The sequence below is a fragment of the Wolbachia endosymbiont of Cantharis cryptica genome (assembly GCF_964277405.1).
Lineage (GTDB): Bacteria > Pseudomonadota > Alphaproteobacteria > Rickettsiales > Anaplasmataceae > Wolbachia.
Map to the genome: position 1 here is coordinate 1085566 of NZ_OZ195521.1, position 26024 is coordinate 1111589.

18 protein-coding genes and 3 pseudogenes are annotated in these 26024 nt (G+C 35.0%); 8 read left to right on the forward strand and 13 right to left on the reverse strand.

The features are described from left to right. The first annotated feature begins 4 nt into the window (after positions 1-4). The 4 genes from ACICP6_RS05370 to ACICP6_RS05385 all read left to right on the forward strand — a co-directional run bounded on the left by ACICP6_RS05370 (position 5) and on the right by ACICP6_RS05385 (position 4563). Complete coding sequence (locus tag ACICP6_RS05370) at positions 5-847, forward strand: IS3 family transposase (RefSeq protein ID WP_395463617.1); 843 nt, start codon at positions 5-7, stop codon at positions 845-847. 888 nt (positions 848-1735) lie between these two features. Next, entirely contained in the window at positions 1736-3427 is a 1692-nt protein-coding gene (locus ACICP6_RS05375) for a recombinase family protein (protein ID WP_395462683.1), read from the forward strand. A 180-nt stretch (positions 3428-3607) separates the two neighbouring features. Next, positions 3608-3781: a hypothetical protein gene (locus ACICP6_RS05380; RefSeq protein WP_395463668.1), complete on the forward strand. Its 174-nt coding sequence runs from the start codon at positions 3608-3610 to the stop codon at positions 3779-3781. Between the two features lie 35 nt (positions 3782-3816). Further along, positions 3817-4563: an ankyrin repeat domain-containing protein gene (locus ACICP6_RS05385; protein WP_395462914.1), complete on the forward strand. Its 747-nt coding sequence runs from the start codon at positions 3817-3819 to the stop codon at positions 4561-4563. An 18-nt stretch (positions 4564-4581) separates the two neighbouring features. On the opposite strand, the gene ACICP6_RS05390 is transcribed toward ACICP6_RS05385, so the two are convergent. Then, positions 4582-4923 carry a helix-turn-helix domain-containing protein gene (locus ACICP6_RS05390; protein ID WP_395463655.1) on the reverse strand — a complete coding sequence of 114 codons (342 nt, stop codon included), beginning with the start codon at positions 4921-4923 and terminating at the stop codon, positions 4582-4584. A gap of 12 nt (positions 4924-4935) precedes the next feature. After that, positions 4936-6627, reverse strand: a complete 1692-nt coding sequence (locus ACICP6_RS05395; protein ID WP_395462683.1) for a recombinase family protein — start codon at positions 6625-6627, stop codon at positions 4936-4938. Positions 6628-7560: 933 nt separating this feature from the next. Between ACICP6_RS05395 and ACICP6_RS05400 the strand changes: the two genes are divergently transcribed. Both ACICP6_RS05400 and hemB read left to right on the forward strand, forming a co-directional pair. After that, a complete protein-coding gene (locus ACICP6_RS05400; protein ID WP_395462915.1) occupies positions 7561-8487 on the forward strand; it encodes an Rpn family recombination-promoting nuclease/putative transposase in 927 nt (308 codons plus the stop codon). A gap of 109 nt (positions 8488-8596) precedes the next feature. After that, positions 8597-9589, forward strand: a complete 993-nt coding sequence (gene hemB / locus ACICP6_RS05405) for a porphobilinogen synthase (protein ID WP_395463677.1) — start codon at positions 8597-8599, stop codon at positions 9587-9589. 499 nt (positions 9590-10088) lie between these two features. On the opposite strand, the gene uvrC is transcribed toward hemB, so the two are convergent. The 11 genes and pseudogenes from uvrC to ACICP6_RS05460 form a co-directional block, all read right to left on the reverse strand. Next, the gene (gene uvrC, locus ACICP6_RS05410; protein WP_395462916.1) at positions 10089-11912 is read right to left on the reverse strand and encodes an excinuclease ABC subunit UvrC; all 1824 of its coding nucleotides are present in this window, start codon (positions 11910-11912) and stop codon (positions 10089-10091) included. Next, complete coding sequence (gene glyS / locus ACICP6_RS05415) at positions 11909-14014, reverse strand: glycine--tRNA ligase subunit beta (protein ID WP_395462917.1); 2106 nt, start codon at positions 14012-14014, stop codon at positions 11909-11911. Before glyS ends, uvrC begins: the two co-directional genes overlap by 4 nt. 3 nt (positions 14015-14017) lie before the next feature. Further along, on the reverse strand, positions 14018-14857 hold the full coding sequence (locus tag ACICP6_RS05420; RefSeq protein WP_395462918.1) for a glycine--tRNA ligase subunit alpha: 840 nt from the start codon (positions 14855-14857) through the stop codon (positions 14018-14020). 44 nt (positions 14858-14901) lie between these two features. Continuing rightward, positions 14902-15660, reverse strand: coding sequence for a phosphatidylglycerophosphatase (locus tag ACICP6_RS05425; protein WP_395462919.1), 759 nt, complete (start codon positions 15658-15660; stop codon positions 14902-14904). 156 nt (positions 15661-15816) lie between these two features. After that, the gene (locus tag ACICP6_RS05430; protein ID WP_395462920.1) at positions 15817-16359 is read right to left on the reverse strand and encodes a hypothetical protein; all 543 of its coding nucleotides are present in this window, start codon (positions 16357-16359) and stop codon (positions 15817-15819) included. Between the two features lie 108 nt (positions 16360-16467). Then, positions 16468-16998 carry a phospholipase D family protein gene (locus tag ACICP6_RS05435; RefSeq protein WP_395462921.1) on the reverse strand — a complete coding sequence of 177 codons (531 nt, stop codon included), beginning with the start codon at positions 16996-16998 and terminating at the stop codon, positions 16468-16470. Between the two features lie 88 nt (positions 16999-17086). After that, complete coding sequence (locus ACICP6_RS05440) at positions 17087-18268, reverse strand: hypothetical protein (protein ID WP_395462922.1); 1182 nt, start codon at positions 18266-18268, stop codon at positions 17087-17089. A 95-nt stretch (positions 18269-18363) separates the two neighbouring features. Further along, entirely contained in the window at positions 18364-19848 is a 1485-nt protein-coding gene (locus ACICP6_RS05445; protein WP_395462923.1) for a UbiD family decarboxylase, read from the reverse strand. Between the two features lie 18 nt (positions 19849-19866). After that, positions 19867-21333, reverse strand: coding sequence for an ATP-binding protein (locus ACICP6_RS05450; protein ID WP_395462924.1), 1467 nt, complete (start codon positions 21331-21333; stop codon positions 19867-19869). Positions 21334-21767: 434 nt separating this feature from the next. After that, positions 21768-22103, reverse strand: a pseudogene (locus tag ACICP6_RS05455) (hypothetical protein); the annotation flags it as partial. Between the two features lie 146 nt (positions 22104-22249). Beyond that, positions 22250-23075: pseudogene (locus ACICP6_RS05460) on the reverse strand (IS5 family transposase). 298 nt (positions 23076-23373) lie between these two features. Between ACICP6_RS05460 and ACICP6_RS05465 the strand changes: the two are divergent. Both ACICP6_RS05465 and ligA read left to right on the forward strand, forming a co-directional pair. Further along, a protein-coding gene (locus ACICP6_RS05465; RefSeq protein ID WP_395462624.1) for an IS5 family transposase occupies positions 23374-24163 on the forward strand; the annotation gives its coding sequence in 2 pieces (ribosomal slippage) (positions 23374-23634 and positions 23636-24163; 789 coding nt in all). A 6-nt stretch (positions 24164-24169) separates the two neighbouring features. Continuing rightward, positions 24170-25921: pseudogene (gene ligA, locus ACICP6_RS05470) on the forward strand (NAD-dependent DNA ligase LigA); the annotation flags it as partial. Between the last annotated feature and the right edge of the window lie 103 nt (positions 25922-26024).

The window sequence follows — 26024 nt, forward strand, 5'->3', positions numbered from 1 at the left end:
ATTTATCAAAAAGCATGGAAACTACTATAAAGTACAGGAGTTATGCAGGATTTTGAAAGTATCTGCTAGCGGCTACTACAAATGGACTAGTAAGAAGAAAAGCAGCAAAGAATTAACAAGGGAGCAGCTTCTAGCAGACATTCAAAAAATATACCAAGCATCTAATTGTAGATATGGGGCACCTAAGATTCATGCTGAACTAAAGGCTTTAGGTAAAAATTGCAACATCAAAACAGTGCAGGATATCATGCAAAAAAATGGTATTCAAGCTAGACTGAGGCGAAGATTCAAAAGCAAAAAACAGCAGACTGACAATAGGGTTATAACTCCCAATATATTGGACCAAAACTTTACTACTAGTCAGCCAAATAAAGTATGGGTAACTGATATTACATACATAAAAACTAAGGATGGATGGCTATATTTGGCAGCAATAATTGATCTATATTCACGTATGGTAGTTGGCTGGTCAATGAGTAGTACAATAACTAAGCGATTAGTTATAGATGCTTTATTGATGGCTGTTGATAAGCGCAAACCAGCCAAAGATCTGCTATTTCATAGTGATCAAGGTTCACAATATACCTCTAAAAATTATCAGTTTTTGCTGAACACAAAAAACATCATTTCCAGCATGAGTCACACAGGCTGTTGTTATGACAACTCTGTTGTTGAAAGCTTTTTCAGCTCACTCAAACGGGAGCTTCTTATTGATACTTCGCAACACTCTGCTCAGCAAACTAGAACTGCTATATTTGAGTACATAGAAATTTTTTATAACAAACAGCGTAGACATTCTACTATTAATTATTGCATTCCTGAGAAATTTGATTCATCATTTTCATAATAAAAATGGCTTAACTTCCTCTCTACTTTTTCTGGGTAAGGTCATACCGCCGCGGTATCTCTTAGCCGCTAACAAGCAGCGGTTGTCGTTTAGCTATAAAATTTAAGAAGATATTGAAGAAATTTACCGGATAAAAAAAAGGCAAAAGAAGCTCCGTGGTGGCCAGTTATTTACTTTTGTGTCGAAATATCGGCGTTTTTTTATTCTAAAACGCTTAATAAGTGCGACTTAGCTGCCTTTTAATTGCAACTAACCTTAGCGATAAACGTTTAAGAAATTTACTAAGCAGAAAAAAAGGCAAATAAAACCCTGAGTAGCTAGTTATTCACTACCTATTTTATAAGTTGGCGTTTTTTAATGTCTTGTAACGCTTTTAAGCGCATTTTAGCTTATATTAGGTAAAAACCTAGAAGTTTTATAAAGACATAAGGTGCACATAGTGCAAAAAATTAAACATGACACGCCAGATATACTAAGTTTTTTTGTCGTTTTATCTGCACAGACTGAAGATAAACGATCAATCACCTTAATACCCCCTTCAACAATCAAGTAGCCAAAGAAATTACAGTTACAGATCCAACACATCCACTGTTTGGCAAAACTTTTCCCGTATCATCTTTCAGTTCAACAGCCTACAAAGGTGGTAATGTATCTGTTATTTATCGTGATAACATCACTCTACATATTCCATTTTTTTCTACTAACTTAGCTAGTAAGCAAGATTTTCTCACCAGCAAGTTAACATGGACTTCATTATACGAGTTTGTTTCTATAGCAAAGGAGTATAAATTATGCCATGTAAACCATGTCAAGTGTGGCAGAAAATGCCGCAACGTTTTAAGTCAGAAGTTTTAGAAAATATATTATTAGTATCCAAAGAGGTTATCCATGAGTACATCAGAGCTAATCACAGCACAACATTTAGCACGCGAAGCAATAATTTACATCAGACAATCAACACATCATCAAATATTAAGCAATCAAGAAAGTCTAGAGTTGCAGTATGCGCTGAAACAAAGGGCAATTGATCTTGGCTGGAAAGCTGATAGTATTATTATAATTGACACTGATCTTGGTATAACTGGTGCTAGTGTTGAAAAGCGTGAAGGATTTAAAGAACTTGTTACTAAAGTCACTTTAGGAAAAGTAGGAATCATACTCTCTTATGATGTAACCCGTTTATCACGGAATTGCTCTGATTGGTATCCGTTACTGGATATATGTGGCTATAAACAGTGTTTAATAGCTGATCGGGATGGTATCTATGATCCTGGTAGCATTAATGGTCGGTTGTTACTGGGTCTAAAAGGGCAACTTGCTGAAATGGAATTATCTACTATAAGAGCTCGACTAAATGCTGGATTATTGAATAAAGCAGCACGAGGTGATTTAGCCTTGTCTCTTCCAGTTGGCCTTGTTCGTTACCTAGACGACTCAGTACATAAGGATCCTAATCTTGAAGTTCAGCATCGTATTAAGCTTATTTTTGAGACTTTTCTAGAGAAACGAGCAGCATCAAAAATTCTAAAGCATTTTAATGACCATCAACTTACTATTCCTAGATATGACACATTTAAAGAGCTGCAATGGAAAAAACCAACACGTGGAAAAATTCTCTCGATACTTAAAAATCCAGCTTATGCTGGAGCATTTGTTTATGGTCGTACTAGAAGTCATAAAATATTCTCTGCTGAAAAAACAACAAAACGCATACCAATGGAAGAATGGAAAGTTTTAATAAAAGATAAATATCCAGCTTATATAGATTGGGAAAGCTTTATAAAAATTCAGATGATACTAAAAGACAATTATGCAAAGTATAAATATAATAGCACGCGTGGTATAGCTAGATCAGGAGAAGCATTATTGCAGGGAATAATCTATTGTGGAGAATGTGGATACAAAATGACAATGCGATATAAAGAAAGAAACTATTATATGTGTAATTACCTGCAACGAAAATATCATGAACCTGTATGTCAGCGTTTACTAACTGATATTATCGATTGTGCAGTGGTTTCTAAATTTTTTGCAGCACTTAGTCAAATCGAATTAGATGCTTATACTAATGCTATTGATTCACAGTCACAATCTGAACAAGCGCTTAATAAAGTACATTTGCAACAATTAGAACGTCTGAGCTACCAAGCTAAGTTGGCAGAACGACAATTTAATCAAGTTGATCCTGATAATCGTCTTGTAGCTGCAGAACTTGAAAGACGTTGGGAACAAGCATTAAATGAACTCAAGCAAGCGGAAATTACTTTTGAACGTCAATGTCCAAGCAAACCTGCTCCTCAGTTATCTGAAGAACTGAAAACAGTATTTTTAGATATAGGTAAGAAATTGCCTGAAATTTGGAATAAGTCAGTTCTGTCAAGTCAACAGCAAAAATCCTTTCTTCGTTGCATAATTGATAAGGTAGTAGCACACCGAATCAAACGCGATTGCTTACAAATACGTATTGTATGGCATGGTGGAGAAACTACTACTTTTCATGTTCCTACTCCAGTAAAATCCTTTTATGAATTAACCACAGCAACAGAAATGGAACAGCTTATAATAAAATTAAGTAAGTAGGGTAAATCAGATATAGAAATTGCCAAGTACTTAGAAAAACAAGGATATCGCTCTCCAAAGAAAAATGTTGTTTTAAGAAGTACAGTCGAAAGTATTCGATTAAAAAATAATATTTTTCGAAAAAGACATCAACCATATCTTCTTGCACCTGGCTACCTTACTGTTACACAAGTTGCAAAGATCCTCAAAGTTTCTAGGAATTGGCTCTACCATAGAATTAATAGTGGCAAAATTAAAATGCGAAAAGATGATAGTAAAGCCAAGGGCAAATATTTATTTGAGGATAAACCAGAAACTATTAAAATTCTGATGGATTTTAAAAATGGCAAATTCAACAATATAAATTTTTTATAGGAGTATCAACATGCATAGTCAAAAGGCTATATGCCATGGCAAGACATCTGTATGGTAAGTTCAATCTACCTGATACTTTGCATTCAGCCGCTGAAAAAGGTAACTTTTATCTAACTTTATATATTCTAAGTAAAGGAGCTGATTTAAATGCTCCAGATAAACATGGTTGTACTCCTTTGCATTACGCTGTCTATTCAGGAAATATTGATGTAGTAAGATTTTTAATAGATCAGGGTGCCGATTACAATATTACTGACGGTGAAGGTACTCCCGTATATTATGCATTTCAATACGGCTATATTGAATTAGTCAAATATTTTGTAGAAGAGAAGGGTATTGACCCTATGGCACCAATTAATAAATATGGCAGTACTTTATTTGGTGAAGCTATTGTAGGTGGTGACTTGGATACTATAGAGTATCTGATGAGCGGAAAAGATGTCACTTATGACTGCAATGATCTATTGGAAATAGCGATATTAAATGGCCACTTGGGTGTTGTTGAATATTTGGTAGATGAGAAAGGAGTTGATGTAAATTTTGTTGGAGAAAACGGCTGGACACCTTTACTCTACGCTGTTGAGCGAGATTATATTGAAATAGTAAAATATCTAATAGAGATGGGAGCCTACGTAAATGTTACAGATGAAAGCGGCACCACAGGACTACACATAGCCGCTGAAGATTGCAACTTTGACATAGTCAGATGTCTTATAGTAAATGGGGCAAATATAAATGCCAGAGACAAGAAAGACAATACACCACTGCGCTTGGCTATTTGACTATGCATGTTGATACTCCTATAAAAAATTTATATTGTTGAATTTGCCATTTTTAAAATCCATCAGAATTTTAATAGTTTCTGGTTTATCCTCAAATAAATATTTGCCCTTGGCTTTACTATCATCTTTTCGCATTTTAATTTTGCCACTATTAATTCTATGGTAGAGCCAATTCCTAGAAACTTTGAGGATCTTTGCAACTTGTGTAACAGTAAGGTAGCCAGGTGCAAGAAGATATGGTTGATGTCTTTTTCGAAAAATATTATTTTTTAATCGAATACTTTCGACTGTACTTCTTAAAACAACATTTTTCTTTGGAGAGCGATATCCTTGTTTTTCTAAGTACTTGGCAATTTCTATATCTGATTTACCCTACTTACTTAATTTTATTATAAGCTGTTCCATTTCTGTTGCTGTGGTTAATTCATAAAAGGATTTTACTGGAGTAGGAACATGAAAAGTAGTAGTTTCTCCACCATGCCATACAATACGTATTTGTAAGCAATCGCGTTTGATTCGGTGTGCTACTACCTTATCAATTATGCAACGAAGAAAGGATTTTTGCTGTTGACTTGACAGAACTGACTTATTCCAAATTTCAGGCAATTTCTTACCTATATCTAAAAATACTGTTTTCAGTTCTTCAGATAACTGAGGAGCAGGTTTGCTTGGACATTGACGTTCAAAAGTAATTTCCGCTTGCTTGAGTTCATTTAATGCTTGTTCCCAACGTCTTTCAAGTTCTGCAGCTACAAGACGATTATCAGGATCAACTTGATTAAATTGTCGTTCTGCCAACTTAGCTTGGTAGCTCAGACGTTCTAATTGTTGCAAATGTACTTTATTAAGCGCTTGTTCAGATTGTGACTGTGAATCAATAGCATTAGTATAAGCATCTAATTCGATTTGACTAAGTGCTGCAAAAAATTTAGAAACCACTGCACAATCGATAATATCAGTTAGTAAACGCTGACATACAGGTTCATGATATTTTCGTTGCAGGTAATTACACATATAATAGTTTCTTTCTTTATATCGCATTGTCATTTTGTATCCACATTCTCCACAATAGATTATTCCCTGCAATAATGCTTCTCCTGATCTAGCTATACCACGCGTGCTATTATATTTATACTTTGCATAATTGTCTTTTAGTATCATCTGAATTTTTATAAAGCTTTCCCAATCTATATAAGCTGGATATTTATCTTTTATTAAAACTTTCCATTCTTCCATTGGTATGCGTTTTGTTGTTTTTTCAGCAGAGAATATTTTATGACTTCTAGTACGACCATAAACAAATGCTCCAGCATAAGCTGGATTTTTAAGTATCGAGAGAATTTTTCCACGTGTTGGTTTTTTCCATTGCAGCTCTTTAAATGTGTCATATCTAGGAATAGTAAGTTGATGGTCATTAAAATGCTTTAGAATTTTTGATGCTGCTCGTTTCTCTAGAAAAGTCTCAAAAATAAGCTTAATACGATGCTGAACTTCAAGATTAGGATCCTTATGTACTGAGTCGTCTAGGTAACGAACAAGGCCAACTGGAAGAGACAAGGCTAAATCACCTCGTGCTGCTTTATTCAATAATCCAGCATTTAGTCGAGCTCTTATAGTAGATAATTCCATTTCAGCAAGTTGCCCTTTTAGACCCAGTAACAACCGACCATTAATGCTACCAGGATCATAGATACCATCCCGATCAGCTATTAAACACTGTTTATAGCCACATATATCCAGTAACGGATACCAATCAGAGCAATTCCGTGATAAACGGGTTACATCATAAGAGAGTATGATTCCTACTTTTCCTAAAGTGACTTTAGTAACAAGTTCTTTAAATCCTTCACGCTTTTCAACACTAGCACCAGTTATACCAAGATCAGTGTCAATTATAATAATACTATCAGCTTTCCAGCCAAGATCAATTGCCCTTTGTTTCAGCGCATACTGCAACTCTAGACTTTCTTGATTGCTTAATATTTGATGATGTGTTGATTGTCTGATGTAAATTATTGCTTCGCGTGCTAAATGTTGTGCTGTGATTAGCTCTGATGTACTCATGGATAACCTCTTTGGATACTAATAATATATTTTCTAAAACTTCTGACTTAAAACGTTGCGGCATTTTCTGCCACACTTGACATGGTTTACATGGCATAATTTATACTCCTTTGCTATAGAAACAAACTCGTATAATGAAGTCCATGTTAACTTGCTGGTGAGAAAATCTTGCTTACTAGCTAAGTTAGTAGAAAAAAATGGAATATGTAGAGTGATGTTATCACGATAAATAACAGATACATTACCACCTTTGTAGGCTGTTGAACTGAAAGATGATACGGGAAAAGTTTTGCCAAACAGTGGATGTGTTGGATCTGTAACTGTAATTTCTTTGGCTACTTGATTGTTGAAGGGGGTATTAAGGTGATTGATCGTTTATCTTCAGTCTGTGCAGATAAAACGACAAAAAAACTTAGTATATCTGGCGTGTCATGTTTAATTTTTTGCACTATGTGCATCTTATGTCTTTATAAAACTTCTAGGTTTTTACCTAATATAAGCTAAAATGCGCTTAAAAGCGTTACAAGACATTAAAAAACGCCAACTTATAAAATAGGTAGTGAATAACTAGCTACTTAGGGTTTTATTTGCCTTTTTTTCTGCTTAGTAAATTTCTTAAACGTTTATCGCTAAGGTTAGTTGCAATTAAAAGGCAGCTAAGTCGCACTTATTAAGCGTTTTAGAATAAAAAAAACGCCGATATTTCGACACAAAAGTAAATACCACAGGGTTTCTTTTGCCTTTTTTCCCATTTGGTAAATTTCTTAACCGTTCACTGTTAGACTGCATTCTGTGATTTTTAGCAAAACACGATCTTTCATTTGAGCTTTCTTCAAATAAAAGTAAATACAGAAACTAGCTATCTTCAAAAATAAGGTTGAATAATTGTTAATAATAGTGTATAATTATTAATATTTTTTAAGCGCTCTTGCTATGGCCATTTCAAAATTTCTTGATCCAAAGCTAGATTTGACCTTCAAAAAAATATTTGGCACTGAAAAAAATAAGAATATTCTTATCCATTTCTTAAATGATATCTTAGGGTTTACTGAGATAAACATTATACAAGAAGTGGAATTTCTCAGCACTATTATGGACCCTGAAATTGCCTCTGATAAACAAAGCATCGTTGATGTTCTCTGCAGGGATTCTAGTGGGGCCAGATATGTGATTGAGATGCAGCTCGCTCGCGACAAGGGCTTTGAAAAACGCGCTCAACTGTATGCTGCTAAGGCTTACTCAAGACAAGCTGATAAATCTGGTAAGTACATTGATTTAAAGAAGATTTTCTTTATTGCGATTTCAAATTGCAATCTATTTCCTGAAGAACTTGATTATATATCTAGCCATACCATAAGAGACGAAAAAACCAACGGCCATTACTTAAAAGATTTTCAATTTATCTTTATAGAGCTACCAAAGTTTCCTAAGAGTAGAGAAGAACAACTGGAAAGCATAGTAGACCGTTGGCTATTTTTTTTCAAATATGCAGATGAAACAACGGACGAAGATCTCAGGAAAATTGCGGAAAAATCACCAATAATAAAGCAAGCATATGACGAATTAGACAGGTTTAACTGGAATGAAAAAGATCTAGTAGCTTATGAAGAAAGAATAATGGATCTACGCAAAGAAGAAGCCATCCTTGAATACAGACTTGATCTTGCTAAAGAGAAAGGTAGAGAGGAAGGTATGAAGGAAGGCATGGCAAAGGGTATGGAAGAAGGTAGAGAGGAAGGTGAAAGGAAAGCCAAAATAGCAGCGGCTAAGAATTTGCTCAAAGCTGGTATATCTATTGATATTATAGTTGAAACAATTGGATTGTCTGTTGATGAAATAAAAAAGTTGCATGAAATATAAGTATAAGTTATATATTTTTCTTCATAAGAATGAAATTTGAGAAGAAAGTACAGAAAAGTTAAAATGCTACTGATGTTTACTTCTGCAGGATAGTTTTAGAAGAGGTATGATGTTTAACTTTCCAAATACAAGGTTAAGGCGCAGGCGCTCAAGCAAATGGGTTCGCAATTTAACAAGCGAAAGCACTTTATCAGTAAATGATTTAATTTTTCCTCTGTTTGTCCATGATGAGGTAAGAACAACTGAACCGATTCCTGGCTTACCTGACGTAAAGTGTTATTCAATAGATGGATTAGTTTCCATAGTTAATGAAGCTAAGGATTTAGGAATTAATGCTGTTGCAATTTTTCCTGTGGTTGATAGTAAATTAAAATCAGAAAATGCTGAGGAAGCATATAATCCTGACAATTTAATCTGCAAAGCAATTCGTGCTGTAAAATTGAAGGTACCTGACGTTGGTATTATTGCAGATGTTGCACTGGATCCATACACTACTCATGGTTATGATGGTATTTTAAAAGATAACCAGATGGATGTAGAAAACGATGAAACTGTGTCAGTATTATGTAAGCAAGCGCTTGCTTTAGCAAAGGCAGGATGTAATATAATTGCTCCTTCTGATATGATGGATGGCAGAATAGGAAGGATAAGAAAAGCGTTGGATGATGATGACTTTCAGGATTTATCAATATTGTCTTATGCAGCGAAATATTGCTCCAGCTTCTATGCACCATTTAGGCAAGTTGTAGGTTCATGTGGGCTATCAAATCCCGTAAATAAAAGTGGCTATCAGATGGATTACAGAAACGCAAGAGAAGCAATTTGCGAAATTGAAATGGATATAAATGAAGGTGCAGATTTCATTATGATAAAACCAGGCATGCCATACTTGGATGTAATAAAAACAGCAAGCGATAAGTTTAATTTTCCAATTTTTGCTTACCAAGTAAGTGGTGAGTATGCAATGATAAAAGCTGCTTCAAATAATGGCTGGCTGGACTATGACAAAGTAATTTACGAGTCTTTAATTGGCTTTAAACGTGCAGGTGCAAGTGCAATATTCACCTATGCCGCACTTGATGTTGCAAGAAATTTGGTTTAAGAAGTGTAATGTGCTCTATAAAAAGTTTACTCTCTATCATTAGACCTCTTGCATAAAAACTTTTGGCAGCACGTTGGAAAAACTTACTTGACAAACTCCGCCAGCGCCCTTATCATAAAAGTGAAGCTATTTTATTTAACTTCGCAATCTCTGCAGCGGATTAAAATGACAAGAAAACTTGTATTTGGCGTACTATTGTTTAATTTTTTGCACTATGTGCACCGTATGTCTTTATAAAATTTCTAGGTTTTTACCTACATAAGCTGAAACGCGCTTATAAAGCGTTCAAGACATCACCCAACGTCAAATTTTAAAATAGAGAGTGTAATAACTAGCTACCACGGGTTTTCTTTGCCTTTTTTTTCTGCCTAGTAAATTTTTTAAACATTTAAACTAAGGTTAGTTGTACTTAAAAGCAGCTAAATTGCAGCGTTTAAGGCTTAAGAAACGCCAATACTGAAATAGAAAGTGACTAGGGTTTCTTTTGCCTTTTTTTAGGTTATGCAAGAGGTCTATTCAAGTGTTTAAGAATAACTTCTGCTAACCCTTTGCTAATTCTAGCTACATTTTGAATTTCAGCTAGAGAAGCTTTGCTTATGTTTTCTACCGAACCAAAATGAGACATCAATGCATTTTTTCTTTTGTTGCCAACGCCAGGTATTTTGCTCAATTGTGAAACTATAAATTGCTTATCACGTTTTTTTCTGTGTGAAGTTATTGCAAAACGATGAGCTTCATTACGTAGCGATTGTAAGTAAAGTACGACTTTGCTGTCATTTTCCAGAGTAAATTCTTCCCTATTTGGCATATAAAATCTCTCATTTCCTGCGTTGCGATAAGGGCCTTTTGCCATGCAAGCAAAAGGAACGTTTATATTCAATATCTCCAATACATTCTGTACTATGGAAACATGCCCAGGCCCACCATCAATCAGTAAAAAATCAGGAATTATGTCCTTTATCTTGCCGGAGAAACGTCTGGTCAGCACTTCTTTCATCATTTTGTAGTCATCGCCTGAAATTTCTTCTTTTATAGTAAATTTTCTGTATTCACTTTTCAAAAAACCTTCCTGTCCTGCAACAACCATCACACCAACTTGTTGATTCCCAGATATATGACTATTATCATAAATCTCGATACGTTTTGGAATATTTGATAACAAGAAAACTTTGCTAAGCTCTTCAAGTTTTTCTAGATTGTTCTTATAATCAGTAAGCTTTTGCTTTAAGCTATGCTGGGAGTTATTATAAGTAAATTCCAACAAATCACGTTCCTCAATATTTTTCGCATGCAGAACTTTTATTGATTTTTTAGTAACATCGAATAATGCTTGCTCTATAATTTCTTTACCTGCAACAAAACCAGAAACATAAATTTGTGCTGGTGGTGTATTAACTGGACTATAAAAATTGACCAAAAAGGTGGATAAAATTCCATCATTCGGGTGATCACCGCAGTTTTCGACAAAGTAAGGAGTGCTTCCATAGTTGCTTTTATTTCTAAATGATAACACACCAATACACGCTAGATCCTCTTCACGTACAATGCTGAAAAAATCTGTATCTTTTTCAAAAGAAAAATCCATTGGCCGCGTTTGAATTTGTCGAAGAAAATTCACCCGATCTCTATATACAGCAGCAAGCCCATAGTTCTCCTCTTCAACGCACTTTTCCATTGCAGAAAGTAACTGCCTTTGCACTTCCTTATTTCTTCCAAGCAATGTGTCTTGTGCTTGTTTTACTGACTGGCAGTAATCATCTTTTGTGATTTTGCCTACGCATGGCGCTGAGCAACGCTTAACTTGATACTCAAGACATGGTCTTTTTGTTGAGGAGAAATATTGATCTGAACATACCCTCAAGAGAAAAGCCCTTTGTAATGACAATATAGTCTGCTTAACAGCATCGGCAGATGGAAAGGGACCATAATAGTGAAATTCACCCTCTTTAAATTTTCTTCTGTATTGTGCTATCTTTGGATAATCGTGTTTGGAAATAGTTATATAAGGATAAGATTTTCCATCCTTGAGTACAATATTATAAAGCGGCTTCAATGACTTTATTAACTTCGCCTCAAGAAGCAGCGCTTCGATTTCATTTTTAGTTAGATAAGTCTTAATCTCAATAACTTGTGAGAGCATAACTTTGATTCGTTCAGAAAGGTTTTCGAATCGAAGGTAGTTAGATAATCTCGATTTTAAGTTTTTTGCTTTTCCAACGTATAAAACTTTATCCTTATCTCCTATCATCCTATACACGCCACAAGACTGTGGAGATAACTCGATTTGTTTTTTTATCGCTTGAACATTTATGACATAGCTCATTGTTTAACTTGTATGAGGCTAAAATCCGCTACTAAACGAAAGATGGAAACTATATTAGCAAGTAAAGACAATCTATTTCTTCTTAGCTTATCAGAATCGCAGTTGATCTTTACATCATTCATAAATTTATTGATAAATGGAGCAAAATCAGTAAGCTCATCAAGCGCTGCATTAAAGTTACTATTTTTTATTGCTTGTTTAATATTTTTACAAGCAGTTATAGCATAATCCGACAGCGCTATTTCTTCACTCTCAACCAAGAACTTCTCACTATAAGATGTACTGTAAGTAGTATTACCATTTCTTTCTGCTTTGTTAACTATGTTACTAATCCTTTTATAAGTGCTCAGAATCTGCTCGCCTTCAGGCGTATTAAGATAACGATCCAATATAGCAGCTTGCTTTCCTGCTGTTAGCAGATCATTAATATCGGTTTTACACAATATTGAATCTATAATATCTTGCCTTATATCTTTATTTTTTAAAATAACCCTGAATCTTTCTAGGCAAAATTTAAGCACTAGTTCTGAAATTTGTTCTCTATTTGGCTTATTAGGTTGATCAACTGATGCCGTATCTTCAGTAAGTGTAAATTTTGAATATAAAGATACTGACTTATCTATCAATAGCCTGATTGGAATATGCAAATTATTTTCAAGTATCGTTCTAATTACACCAATTGCCATTCTCCGCAAACCAAACTGATCATACGAGCCAGAAATCTTTTCACCTGCTGCAATCAACCCAACCAAACTATCTACTTTATCAGCAATAGCTAAAGCAATTGTCGCAGGAGATTGAGGACACTCTTGCTCCGATCCGATTGGCTTATAATGCTCAGTTATAGCTTCCACTATTTCCCTATCTTCTTGAAAATAAGAAGCATAATATCCACCCATTACTCCTTGCAATTCTGGAAACTCTCTTACTATTGAAGTTGCTAAATCAGCTTTTGCTAAATATGCAGCACGCTCAACTTTAATTAGTGAAGCACGTGGAACATATATGGCTATATATTTTGATAGAGCTATAACGCGCTTTGCTTTTTCTCCAATGCTACCAAGAGAAGCGTGAAATAATATCGAGTCTAATTTTTTGACATAATAATCTAGATTTTCTTTTTTGTCCTGAGATACCAAAAATTGTGCATCAGCAAGACGTGCTTCTAATATTCTTTCGTGCCCTTTGACAACTTCATCATTGTTAACATTGACAACAGTGATAAAGTGCGAAATTCTCTGCCTATCACTCAAAGCAAGGTATTTTTGCTGCGTATTAATTATGCTAAGAATCACCTCCTTCGGTAACCCGGATGACTTTTCGTGATTCACCTCACCAAACAGTACAATTGGCCACTCTATAAGCCCCGTTAATTCATTCAGTAAATAATCATTTTTTTCAAGTTGTAAATTCTGCTCTTTTGTGAATTTATCAATCTGATCCAATATAAATTGTTTTCTTTTGTCCGGATGGAGAATTACATTGTTTTTTTCTAGCAATCCAAAGTAGTCTTTAGGTGTTTTAACAGTGAGCGCCGTATTACTTGAGAGAAACCTATGGCCATATATTGCGTTACATGCTGTTATCCCTGCAAAAGATACAGGTATTATCTCATTATTCAAAATGCATAAAATGTTTTTAATTGGCCTAACCCATCTTTCTTTTCTTTCACCCCACCTCATGCTTTTTGGCCAAGAAAAATTCTTTAACATCTCTTCTAGTTGATTTTTGAGAAACTCTTTGATGTTAAATGAGCAGCTTTCTCTTTTAATGAAGTAAAAATCCTCATTATTTACTTTTCGAACGAGTAAATCTTTTTCATTTTTCTGATGTTTTCTTAAAAAACCTTCAACAGCATTTTTTGGTGCATTGACATTTGGTCCTTTAATTTCGCTACTAGAATCTTTTAGCTCTGAAATACTTATATTATCAACAAAAAGAGTGATGCGACGTGCCGTTACAAAAACCTCTATAGATGCAAACTTTACATTATTTTTATTAAAGACACCGGTAATATAATTCTTAACTTGAGATGCAGCTAAACTCTGCATCCTTGGTGGTATCTCTTCTGAAAGACATTCAAATAATAATTGTGACAACATACGCTACTTACTCATATATAACTCACAACATTTTTTTGTCAGCTCTCTCACTCTACCAATATACACTGTACGTTCATTTACACCAAGCACACCTCTTGCATCAAGCAGATTAAGTAGGTGACTAGTTTTAATACATTGGTCATAAGCTGCTACCGGTAACTCTTTTTCAATAAGGAATTTACAAAGTTTTTCCGTATCTTCAAATTGCTGTTGTACTACTTTAGTATCATAGTAATCTAATGCCAAACAAGAAAATTCATATTCTCTTTGCTTAAAAATATCTCCGTAAGTTACACCGTTGTCGTTCCAAATTATATCGTAAACATTATCTATACCTTGTATGCACATTGCTAAACGCTCCAACCCATACGCCACCTCACCAGGGATTATTCTGCAGTCAATACCCCCTACTTGCTGTATATAAGTAAGTTGTGTTACTTCCATTCCGTTGCACGTAACTTCCCACCCAAGGCCTGATGCACCAACACTTGGATTTTCCCAATCATCTTCAATAAACTTAATATCATATTTTTCTGTGGATATGCCAAGAGCCTTTAAGCTACTTAAGTAGACATCTTGCACATTACTACCAGATGGTTTTATTATAACTTGATATTGATGGTGTTGATATAAGCGATTAGGGTTATCACCATAGCGCCCATCTGCCGGCCTCACTACTGGTTGTAGATATGCAATTTTTGTTGGTTTTACGTCAATTGCTGACATAATTGTTGCGGGATGTAATGTTCCAGCCCCAATTTCAGAAGTATATGGGTGAAGTATAGTACATCCTTCATCAGCCCAAAAATCTTGTAGCCCCTTTATTATACTTTGTAAATTCACGCAAACTGCACACTTTTTATACTGAATATATAAGCAAATAAGTACTATTCAATATTTATTTTTTTAATAGTGTGATGTAAATAGTCACCTAAGACTGCTGAACTTTCTTTCACATACTGAATTATGTTTTTATTTAGGACAATTGCATTATGCATAGTTAAATCGCAGAATATAAATGCAGTTAAATAGAGCAAAATCACTGCATAAAGCGTATGAAAAACCCCTTCAAATGTGATGGATATTGCATTGTTATAACTGAGTTGTATTGAACTTATTGGCCACGGTTTTATCACTTCTATAACATTAAAAAATACGTAAGGTATTATAAAGAAAAAGAACAAGTGCATAAAATCATTAAACCAAAACGGACATTGAAGTATCTGCTTACATATATTCCCATAGAGTTTACTTACAGTATAATAAATTGACATTATTGCTGGCATTGAAAATGCAACAGTCAGTACTTGCCCTGACGCTATTTGTATTACTATATTTTCACCACTATTTGCTGAAGGGTCTTGAGTATGAAAAATAGATATTCCAACTAATTGTAGTACTAACATAACTATTGCCAACTTCATAAAAGTAGCAGCCACAACTATACCTGAACTTGGCATTTTATATAGCACAAAATCTCCTCCGTATACGAGGACTAATATAATATCAGTAACAAATAATACTAAAAAAGAAGACCAGTAGTTCTGCCAACCTGGTAAATATCCTACTCCTAAAAAAGAGCTCACTATTTTAGCAGGAAAAACTTTGCTCAATATCTTCTCCAGAATTGTCCAAAAAATCTCCATGTGCCCAAGTAATATTTAGCTAACAGATTTCATAATACTTTATTACAACAGACTTATCAATAGTTCAAAACGTGTATTGGAAGATTTTAGGTAATACAAGTAAAGTTTACGATTCTATGCACAACTGTACAAACATTCGTTTGCGAAGGCAGTATGTTAAAATATGTTCTTAAATTTTTGCCAAAACCCCGGTTTATTATTATTAACCTTTGCAAATGTTATATTTAAACTGTATTTCGGATCGTTTGGCACATCATATTTTATGTTAAGTGTTGAAACTTTGTTGTTACTATAAACATGAACATCGTCATATGATAATTTTGTTGTGTAACACTTTACATGCTTTTGCTTATCATACACTAGCTCACCTGATTCTCTCTCTAGTTCTACAAACTTCGTTTTTTCCTGACATTCCTTTATTTTTATTAAATACTGATCTAGTGATATTGAAACCGGCAGCGTATTCCCAGCATATTCTTTAGCTAGAAGCTCACTTTGGGGATACATTTCTATCTCTCTGCCATAATGCGAGTCTATAAAATTGTTAGCGTAGAACTTATCTCCAGCATGTATGTACTCATCAGTGGCATAAGGCACACCACCGTAGTTGCATTGAACTTTATAGTCCCCTACCCCATTATTTTGAAAAAAATCGTGAATGGTAGTATAACTACCAACGGCATCATTTATGTAATCCATTACCTAATTCTTAAAAGTTTTAATTTATCATATCACACATAATGATATCAATCAATAAAAAAGCTCTCCCTTACTGTTTTTAAACCAATTTTGAGCAAGCGCTCTCGATTAGTTGGGAGCGTATTCGTAAGATTGTGACATTCGTGTTTCCCAGTTTTTCACATACTGCTGAACTAATTTAGGATAGTCTTTAACAATTAATAAATTCTCAGCATTCCCTTTTTTAGCTGTCTTACTAAGGTTAAACGACCCTGTGATGACTTTTTGATTATCGACAATTATTACTTTATTATGGGCAATTTTTGGCTTATCATCAACCCAAACCGGTATTCCACTTGCAAACAATTCATTTATAACACTATATTTTGAGTAAAGTTGCGATTTATCTAAAATGACCTTAACATTAACTCCACGCTCCTTAGCATTAATCAAAGCTTTTGCAACTGCTCCAAGAGTAAATGTATATTCTTGAACTAAGATAGATTCTTTAGACTGTTCTATCTCGTTGATTATCGGCACAGCACAATCTTCTTCAGGCGAAAAGCAAACCGTAGCTTTTGGGCAGGGCGAAAATATAGGACCTGCGTAGTAATATAGAGAAAAGCACACTAACAAAAATAAAAGGTATAAAAGCCTCACAACCCACCCCCGAATACATGATGATAGGCTACATTACAGCTTAATCATCTGTCAATCCATATTCCTCCCACTTCTCTGTAACCTTCGCTTAAGCACCTGAATTTAAACTGTGCACAAAATTAACCACTAACTTTGGCACAATTTCTGTTTCTAGCGGTATAGAGTATTTCAATTGCACTATTTCTTCTGTGAAAGTTTTATCTGGATTTTTATATCTTATCTTTTTTTCAACGGTGAACATTTCGCCATTAGAATAAAAATTGCAAGGGATTTTATTTCTGAAAGTATCTACAAAATCTTGCGAGAAATACGGTAATTTAACATAGTTATTCCAATCATTAATAAAATCTTTTAATTCGATATTACCAATTTTTTTTATAAAAGTTTCTGTGCTATCATAACCATAAGCTTTTACAAATTTTTCCAGATTGCTACCTTTTGGAATGTCCTCTATTTTAAAGTTATTAAATTCATTTTCAAAATCTTCAACAAACCTATGTATGTTTCTTTTAGATTTTTCTCTGTCTCTACAAAACTCTCCAAACTCGCTTCGAGTGATTAAAGCTATGTCCTGTATCTCAATTGCACTAAATAAATTTTGAAAAAACTCCATATGCCCATTAGGAACCACCACAGCTCTAATATTTACTCTTTCGTATTTATTTTCACAGCCCATAACATGTACCAATTCCCCATACCCAACTCCATCTCCAAAAATAATTACTCCAACATTACTGAATTTTTCATACAATCGACTCATAATTTCGTTATCAAGCGACTTATCTAACTTTTCTGCTCCTAGTGCTTTTTCATATACTTTATCAAATTTCTTCTGAAATGTACCATAGTCATAAGAAAACTTTCCTTGGGATAATTCAGAATATCCATTTAATATTTTTGTATCAGGGTCAGAGTTTTGTAAATACACAGTTGATACAAAATTCTGCAATTCGTTATGATAAGAAACACTGCTTTCTTTTTTTGTCTTATACTTTGCTTCGCCTGTTATTGTTGGTATACCTCTTTTTTCTCTTTCGTTACTTGGCAATAATTGTTTACCTGTTAAAACTGCTAACAAAAGTGCAAAGCCATTAGTACCGTGAGCAGACAAGGTGTCAATATTTGCATCATTAGTTCTTGAGAGGTTAACTTTACCAGCATTAGGCAAATCAACCCATGCACTACTCTCGATTTCTGCTGACCTTGCATCAATAATTTTACCATATATTGCCTTAAGTTGAAGTATTGCCTCTTTTTCTGCCTCGATCATATTAATTCCCATAAATAACAATATATTTTAATACTAGTGTACTTTATAAAAAATAGATAATCTTGCTCACATAACTAATAGTTTTTCTGTTTGTATCAATAATCAAAACCATATTCCTCCCACTTCTCCGCAACCTTTCTTACTATTTCCTCACTCATTTCAATTTTCTTTCCCCATTCTCGTTTGGTTTCAGGCGGGATTTTATTTGTCGCATCAAATCCCATCTTACTTCCAAGTCCACTTTCAGGGGAAGCAAAGTCTAAGTAGTCAATAGGTGCATTTTCTATCGTGATTGTATCACGCACAGGGTCCATTCTTGTTGATATTGCCCACATCACTTCCTTCCAATCGCGTACATTTATATCATCATCAACAACTATAATAAATTTTGTGTATAAAAACTGCTTGAGAAAAGAAAGTATGCCCATAACAATTCTTTTTGCATGTCCTGGATAAGATTTTTTTATTGACACCACTGCTATTCTATATGAACAACCCTCTGGTGGCAGATAAAAATCCACTATCTCTGGAAATTGATTGATAAGAATTGGCACAAAAATTTCGTTGAGTGCTTCACCAAGAATTGATGGTTCATCCGGCGGCTTGCCAGTGAAAGTGCTGAGATAAATTGGATTTTTGCGCATTGTAATTGCAGTAATGTTAAACTCAGGAAATTGCTCAACAGAATTATAGTAACCAGTGTGGTCCCCATATGGCCCTTCATCTTGATACCTATCCAAACTCACATAGCCTTCCAGAACAATTTCCGCGTGAGCTGGCACTTGAAGCGGAATAGTCTTACAATTTACGAGTTCTAGTGGTTTTTTACGCAGCAACCCAGCAAATTGGTACTCTGACAACGTTTCTGGCACTGGAGTTACCGCAGCAATAAGCGTTGCAGGATCGCTACCAATCACAGCAGCGGCAGGAAATTTCACGTTTTGTCCCTTCTCTTTCCATCGCTTATGGTGACCTGCTCCTCCACGATGTGCAAGCCAGCGCATTAGAGTCGTTTTTTTATCTATGACCTGCATACGATATATTCCAAGATTGAAATTATCTTGCTTGTCTTCCGTTGGTCCTTTTGTCACCACAATTGGCCAAGTGATAAGTGGTGCAGGTTCACTTGGCCAGCATGTTTGAATAGGCAGCAAACTTAGGTCCACTTCATCCCCAGTCAGCACCACCTCTTGACATGGAGCCTTGTTCACAACTTTACTTCGCATTGATAACACAACTTTTAATAGAGGAAACATTTTTACAGCATCTTTAAAGTTTTTTGGTGGTTCGGGAGATTGCAAAAATGCTAGAAGTTTACCCAGGTCTCTTAGCCCATCAGGATTTATATTCAGCCCCAATGCAATTCTCTCAACAGTACCAAATAAATTCACCAAAACTGGAATCGAATTTTTTCCATTTTCTGTGACAACATTTTCAAAAATGATAGCTGGTCCTTTGTTTGACAGAACCCTACGGTGAATTTCTGTCATTTCAAGAATCGTTGACACTTCCTTCTTAATCCTAATCAGATCCTTTTTTTCCTCTAAGGCTTTAATGAAGTCGCGTAAGTTGTTGTACATATTAAAATTTAAAATAACTTAAAACAAGTCTTCTAGTGTAATCACATGATGTATCGTATCTCTTAGATATTGGTTCTCAGAAACTCCATTTGCAGCAATTAACACCCAGAATATTTGCTTCTTTGACTTCGTTTTTTCTCTATAAACTGCTTCTTTTCTCTTTAATTGTTCAATAAATTCCTTTGTTACTATATAAGGTTTATCACTACATTTTATTTCACAGAGCATTACACATCCATCTTCTCGATCAAAAACCAGATCTATCTGAGCACCACTTTCTTTACTGTTTTTCTCTGGATGATATTGCCAATCCCCACATATAACCGCTATATGCTCCATATTTAATTTTTTTCTAATTGTATTGGCATGTTTAAAACACACTACTTCAAATGTTTGCCCTGTCCATGTTTGCCAAGCTGGCTTCTTTATTGCTAACTCCCAATAGTGAGCATCACTTATTATTGCCCTTTTTGTTACTTCTTTAAACGGTTCAATCCATGTTAGATAGAATAATACATATTCATCAATTAATCTATAATATACTCCTCTTTTTGCTTTATTCAGTGGTAAAAAAACACCAATAAATCCTGCTTCTTCTAAACTCCTCAATTTAGTAGTTAAGCGACCACCCTCAGCGATTTTAGTCATTTTTATAAGCTCCTTCCTGCTGATTCCTTTTGGCTTTTTTGCAATTGCACAAATGATATTTAGATATGTCTCTGGCTCTTCATACAAGGAATGAAACAGCATATCAAATTCATCAAATAACAAACCGTCCTTTTGAAAGCAGATCACATTAATATTTTGTGCTGCTGATAGTCCTTTACTTACTTCTTTAAGGTAATGCGGTATCCCTCCCATAGCCATATAGATCTGTAATATCTGCTGGTGATTAAGGCTGACTCCTAAATATCTTAGATACTCTTTAGTTTCACATAAGTTAAAAGGCTGCAACGGTATTCTTGCAGTAATACGATTATGCAATCCTCCTTTACTATAGATTAAATTTTCTAACATCCAGGAAGCCGCTGAACCACAAACAATCAAGACAAGTTTCTTTCGGTATGTCCAACGTGTATTCCAAAAATATTCTAATGCTTTTAGAAAACCAGATCTTTTCGTAGCCAACCACGGCAGTTCATCAAAAAATAAGACAATTTGTTCATTTTCATGTGTGTTATCAATAGCAAGTGTTAATTGTTGTAATGCATCCATCCAATTTTTAGGCAAAGCCATTCTTGCACCTTTATAAAAAGTATTTGATAATAGCTGTGTAAAAATTGTAAGCTGCTCCTGCAGAGTACCATTATTAAGACCAGTCTGTTCAAATAAAATATTGGCATGTTTACTGAAAAATTGTTTTATTAGGTACGTCTTCCCCACACGACGTCGACCATAAACAGCAATAAATTCAGCTGATTGAGAAAGAAGTTTATCTTGTAGCATAGCTATTTCCCTTTCTCTACCAATTATTAGTTCGTTCATACAATTTACCGCCGCGTTTATTAGCATTATACACGGCGGTTATAAAATAATCAACTTTTTTACCGCCGCGTTTACAGTCGCCATACGCGGCGGTAGAAGACTGATCGCCTTATAATTAGCTATTCTGGCGCACTTTGGTCACCTGCATTATCAAGTCTTCTGATGAATTTTGCGCTTAGTTTTCATTAGACCTGCATAACCATTGCTTACATCAGTAGCCCACTCCTCTTTGTCATTCCAGCGCGTGACGCACAACTGCACGTATATTATCTATCAGGAGGGCAGTGCCTCTTTACTTGTCATTCCAGTGCCCAGACACTGGAATCCAGAAAAAAGAATGGTGTCATGCAAGTAGCCCTTCGTTGTCATCCAGGTAGTCTTTTTCTTGTCATCCCAGTGCGTGACACTGTAATCCAGCTTTCCATATAATCTCATCAAAAATGTTTATTGTAACCGTTCACACTTAATTCTTCAATCTCACTAATGGACAGGCCAGTACACTTGACAATAGTGTTGACATCAACATTATTAGCCAGCATTGCTTTTGCGACTTCAATTTTCCCTTCCTTTTTACCTTTTTCAGTAGCAAGATCAAGTCTGTATTCAAGGATGGCTTCTTCTTTGCGTAGATCCATTATTCTTTCTTCGTAAGCTACTAGATCTTTTTCATTCCAGTTAAACCTGTCTAATTCGTCATATGCTTGCTTTATTATTGGTGATTTTTCTGCTATTTTCTTCAGGTCTTCTTCTGTTGTTTCTTCTGCGTATTGTTGTCTAAGTGAAGAAGGTCGCCCCTCCTCACTCGACTGCAAAACCGTACGTGAGACTTTGCGCCTCATACGGCTTCTCTCTAATTTGGTGCTTGTCATGCACACCTCCTGTGTAATTCATCGTGACAATAGACTTCTTTCAAAATTCACGTAAGGAGCTCAAAATTGTGGATAGCAGCAATCAAATTAAATCTTAAACCAAAACGTTTTCGTCGGTTTCTATATCTATCGGAAATGATTTTAAACCTTTTTAATAAGCCAATTACGTTTTCAACAATTGCCCTTTGGCTCATAAGTGTTCTGTTCTCTTTTTTTTGTTCTTTGCTTAACGGATTCTTTTTCGTTTTCCTGTGAGGTAATACAACATTTTTATGTATTTTTTGCATTCCTCTGTAGCCGGCATCAGCTAAGATTTTAGTTTCCGGCAATATTGCTACCTTTGATTCCCTAAATATCCGAAAATCGTGTTTCCTACCTTTCGAGAAAGATGTACATATTACTTTTTTACTCTTCTTCTCTGCTACTACTTGCGTTTTTATAGTATGCCTTTTTTCTTTCCAGAGTAGAAGCATTTTTGCTTTTTTTTGGCCTCTCTACTGGTGTTTCAGTTCCATCTATTACCAAAACTTCATATTCTACATTACCCTTTAATAGCTCTTTTTTTCCCGGTAATGAAAAATCTGGATGTTTTATTAGCGTGTCTTCTACCCATCTTATTATTTTGAAACAGTTACTTTCACTCATGCCATAACTTTGACCAATGTGGAAATACGTTCGATATTCCCTCATATATTCTAATGCCATAAGCAACCTATCTTCTACGCAAAGTTTGCTTTTTCTTCCACTTCTAGCTTTTTTTCTTTTATCCTCCTCATCCAAAATTTCCACCATTCGCTTAAATGTTCCCTTTTTTTCCCCTGTTAAGCGCCTAAATTTCTTTCCTTCCAACTTTTCTATTTCTTTATATCTCATACCTTAAAATATCTGATTTTATACTTCTTTTCCCTTGTTTGCCAATTTTGAAAGAAGTCTAATGTCCATGTAACAAAGATAAGTTTTCGATCATATTGTTACGTCTATTCCGGTCTTTATGATGTACTTCTATCATATCATCACTTTCAAACCATAGTCGACAATTATCGCATTTATTTTGTTGCAACTTCAGTAATTTTATTACTCTTGATGGCTTATCTGGTATTTCTCTAAGAACCTGTTTAAAATCTCGAAAGGATAAGGTAAAATAGGGGTAGATTAAGAATGAGGTATATCTATGCGAAAAAGTTATCCAAGTGATATAAGTCGAGAGCAATTTGAAAAAATCAAACCAATTCTGGAGAGTAGCAGGAGGAAAACAAAACCAAGAAAACTTGATTTATATGATGTATTTTGTACAGTATTATACGTCCTAAAAAGTGGTTGCCAGTGGAGGATGTTGCCAAAAGATTTTCCAAGGTGGGAGAGCATATATTATTATTTTCAAATGTGGAATAAAAAGGATGGAGAAGAACCAAGTTTGTTGGAATTAGTCTTAAAAAAAATTAGTTGGAGAGGTCCGTATCAACAATGGTCGGAAAGAGAAAACCAGTTTCTGCATAATTGATGCTCAAAGCGTTAAAAACGCAGATACTGCTGAAAGAAAGGGTTATGATGCAGGTAAAAAGATTTCAGGTATAAAGCGTCATATCGCAGTTGATACACAGGGCTTGCCACATGCAATTCATATAACAACGGCAGAAGCAACTGATCGTAGCAGTGCTGTAAAAATGGTGGGAAATGCTAAAGAAAACCTCTCTGAAGTCAAAAATATACTCGTTGATGCTGGCTATACAGGAGAAAATTTTGCAACACAAATAAAAGTAACTATTGGTGCAGCTGTTGAGGTAATAAAACGAAGCGAATTACATACCTTTGCTGTATTGCCAAAAAGATGGGTTGTTGAGCGGTCTTTTGCTTGGTTGGAAAAATGCAGGCGATTGTGGAAAAACTGTGAGCGAAAACTCAATACTAGCCTACAAATGGTCGTTCTTTCCTTCGTTTCTCTCTTATTGCGAAGATTTTAAACAGGTTCTAAGGTGGAACATCAAGAACCTATGCTTTCCCTTGAGAAGACTGATGAACAAGGTGTGAAGAATTTTCTTGATAAGGTTAGAAGATCTCTAAATGTGCATGAATTGGAAATCATATGTGAACTAAAAATTGATGGTGTGTCGTTTTCTGCAATTTATGAAGATGGAAGATTTGTTAGAGCTGCAACTCGAGGTAACGGTAATTTAGGTGAAGATGTTACTGATAACGTGAAAACCATTAAAGATTTTCCCCAAGTTTTACCTGATGTAAAGGGCAGATTGGAAGTTAGAGGAGAAATCTATATCAGAAACGATGACTTTTTAAAGCTAAATGAGGACAATAAATTTTCAAATCCGCGCAATATAGCATCAGGTTCATTGAGGCAACTAAATCCTGAAGTTACTGCAAGTAGGCCACTGAAGTATTTTGTTTATTACCTAATTGGTGGAAAGGAAAACACCCAATTTGAAGTATTAAATAGACTGAAGGAACTTGGATTCTGTGTAAATGAGCATCAATGTTTAACAAACAATGTGGACGAAATGCTGGAGTTTTATAATAAGATTTATGATAATCGCAGTGACTTAGGTTATGATATTGATGGGACAGTGTACAAAATCAATAACTTACAGTTGCAAGAACGTCTAGGTAATACCAGTAAAGCACCAAGAGGAGCGATAGCACACAAATTTCCAGCAGCTCATGGAAAAACTAAAATAGAGAAGATATTAGTACAAGTGGGTAGGATCGGCCAATTGACCCCAATTGCTCAATTAGTTCCAATAAATATAGGTGGTGTTATCGTTACAAGGGCAAATTTGCATAATAAGGATGAAATTGAGCGCAGGGACATAAGGGAAGGTGACACCGTAGTAGTAGCACGAGCTGGCGATGTTATTCCTCAAATTGTAGAAGTAGACGAAAGTTTTCGCTCTCCAAATGCACCAAAGTTTGTGTTTCCTGATACTTGTCCGAAGTGTGTGGGTGAGGTTGATGACTGGGAAGCTAGATGTTCAGGTGGAGACGTTTGCCCAGCACAACAAATAGGAAAGTTAAAATATTTTGTGGAAGTTCTTGACATTAAAGGTTTTGGCAATAAGCAAATAGAATTCTTTTATGATCTTGGTCTGATAAGGAAAATATCTGACATTTTTGCTCTCGAAGAAAAACTAAAAAATTTCAACTTAAGTGAGCTAAAGGGATGGAATGAAAAATCAATATTTAATTTATTGAATTCTGTCAATAGCAGAAAAACCATAACTCTTGAAAAATTTATATCTTCTTTGGGAATTAGATTCGTAGGACCACACGTAGCAAAATTACTAGCAAAACATTATGGCTCATATGAAAATTGGTATTCTGCTGATGAAGAAGAATTAATGAGCATAATAGGTGTAGGAGAAAAGATTATAGATTCATTAATATCTTTCTTCTCTGAAAAGGATAATGTTGAAATGGTAAAGAATCTCGCTTCTCAACTAAAGATTGAGCCTGTAAGTGCTAATACTAGTAATTCCCCTCTTAGCGGTAAAATAGTGGTTTTTACTGGCAAGCTGTTGACAATGGAAAGAAAGGAAGCGCAAGCAGAAGCAGAATCTTTAGGCGCGATTGTGAATTCAAGTGTATCGCCTAAAACGGACTTCTTGGTTGTCGGCGAAAAACCTGGGTCGAAATATAAAAAAGCTGTGGAACTGGGTATTAAAATTTTAACTGAGGAGGAATTTAATAAACTAATCATGAGAGAAAAATAAACGCTATTATTTCCTATACCTTCTTCATCACTGAAAGCCTCAAATCAACAAGTAGCAATTTTCTTTTCGTTAGCCATTCACAGGCATTGCAGTTCAACTGCGA

Coding starts and splice junctions, on each gene's coding strand:
- ACICP6_RS05385 (WP_395462914.1), top strand. CDS start 3,817: ATGGCAAGACATCTGTATGGTAAGTTCAATCTACCTGATACTTTGCAT.
- ACICP6_RS05375 (WP_395462683.1), top strand. CDS start 1,736: ATGAGTACATCAGAGCTAATCACAGCACAACATTTAGCACGCGAAGCA.
- ACICP6_RS05425 (WP_395462919.1), bottom strand. CDS start 15,660: ATGGAGATTTTTTGGACAATTCTGGAGAAGATATTGAGCAAAGTTTTT.
- uvrC (WP_395462916.1), bottom strand. CDS start 11,912: ATGAGCTATGTCATAAATGTTCAAGCGATAAAAAAACAAATCGAGTTA.
- ACICP6_RS05440 (WP_395462922.1), bottom strand. CDS start 18,268: ATGATCGAGGCAGAAAAAGAGGCAATACTTCAACTTAAGGCAATATAT.
- ACICP6_RS05445 (WP_395462923.1), bottom strand. CDS start 19,848: ATGTACAACAACTTACGCGACTTCATTAAAGCCTTAGAGGAAAAAAAG.
- hemB (WP_395463677.1), top strand. CDS start 8,597: ATGTTTAACTTTCCAAATACAAGGTTAAGGCGCAGGCGCTCAAGCAAA.
- ACICP6_RS05450 (WP_395462924.1), bottom strand. CDS start 21,333: ATGAACGAACTAATAATTGGTAGAGAAAGGGAAATAGCTATGCTACAA.
- ACICP6_RS05395 (WP_395462683.1), bottom strand. CDS start 6,627: ATGAGTACATCAGAGCTAATCACAGCACAACATTTAGCACGCGAAGCA.
- ACICP6_RS05430 (WP_395462920.1), bottom strand. CDS start 16,359: ATGGATTACATAAATGATGCCGTTGGTAGTTATACTACCATTCACGAT.
- glyS (WP_395462917.1), bottom strand. CDS start 14,014: ATGTTGTCACAATTATTATTTGAATGTCTTTCAGAAGAGATACCACCA.
- ACICP6_RS05400 (WP_395462915.1), top strand. CDS start 7,561: ATGGCCATTTCAAAATTTCTTGATCCAAAGCTAGATTTGACCTTCAAA.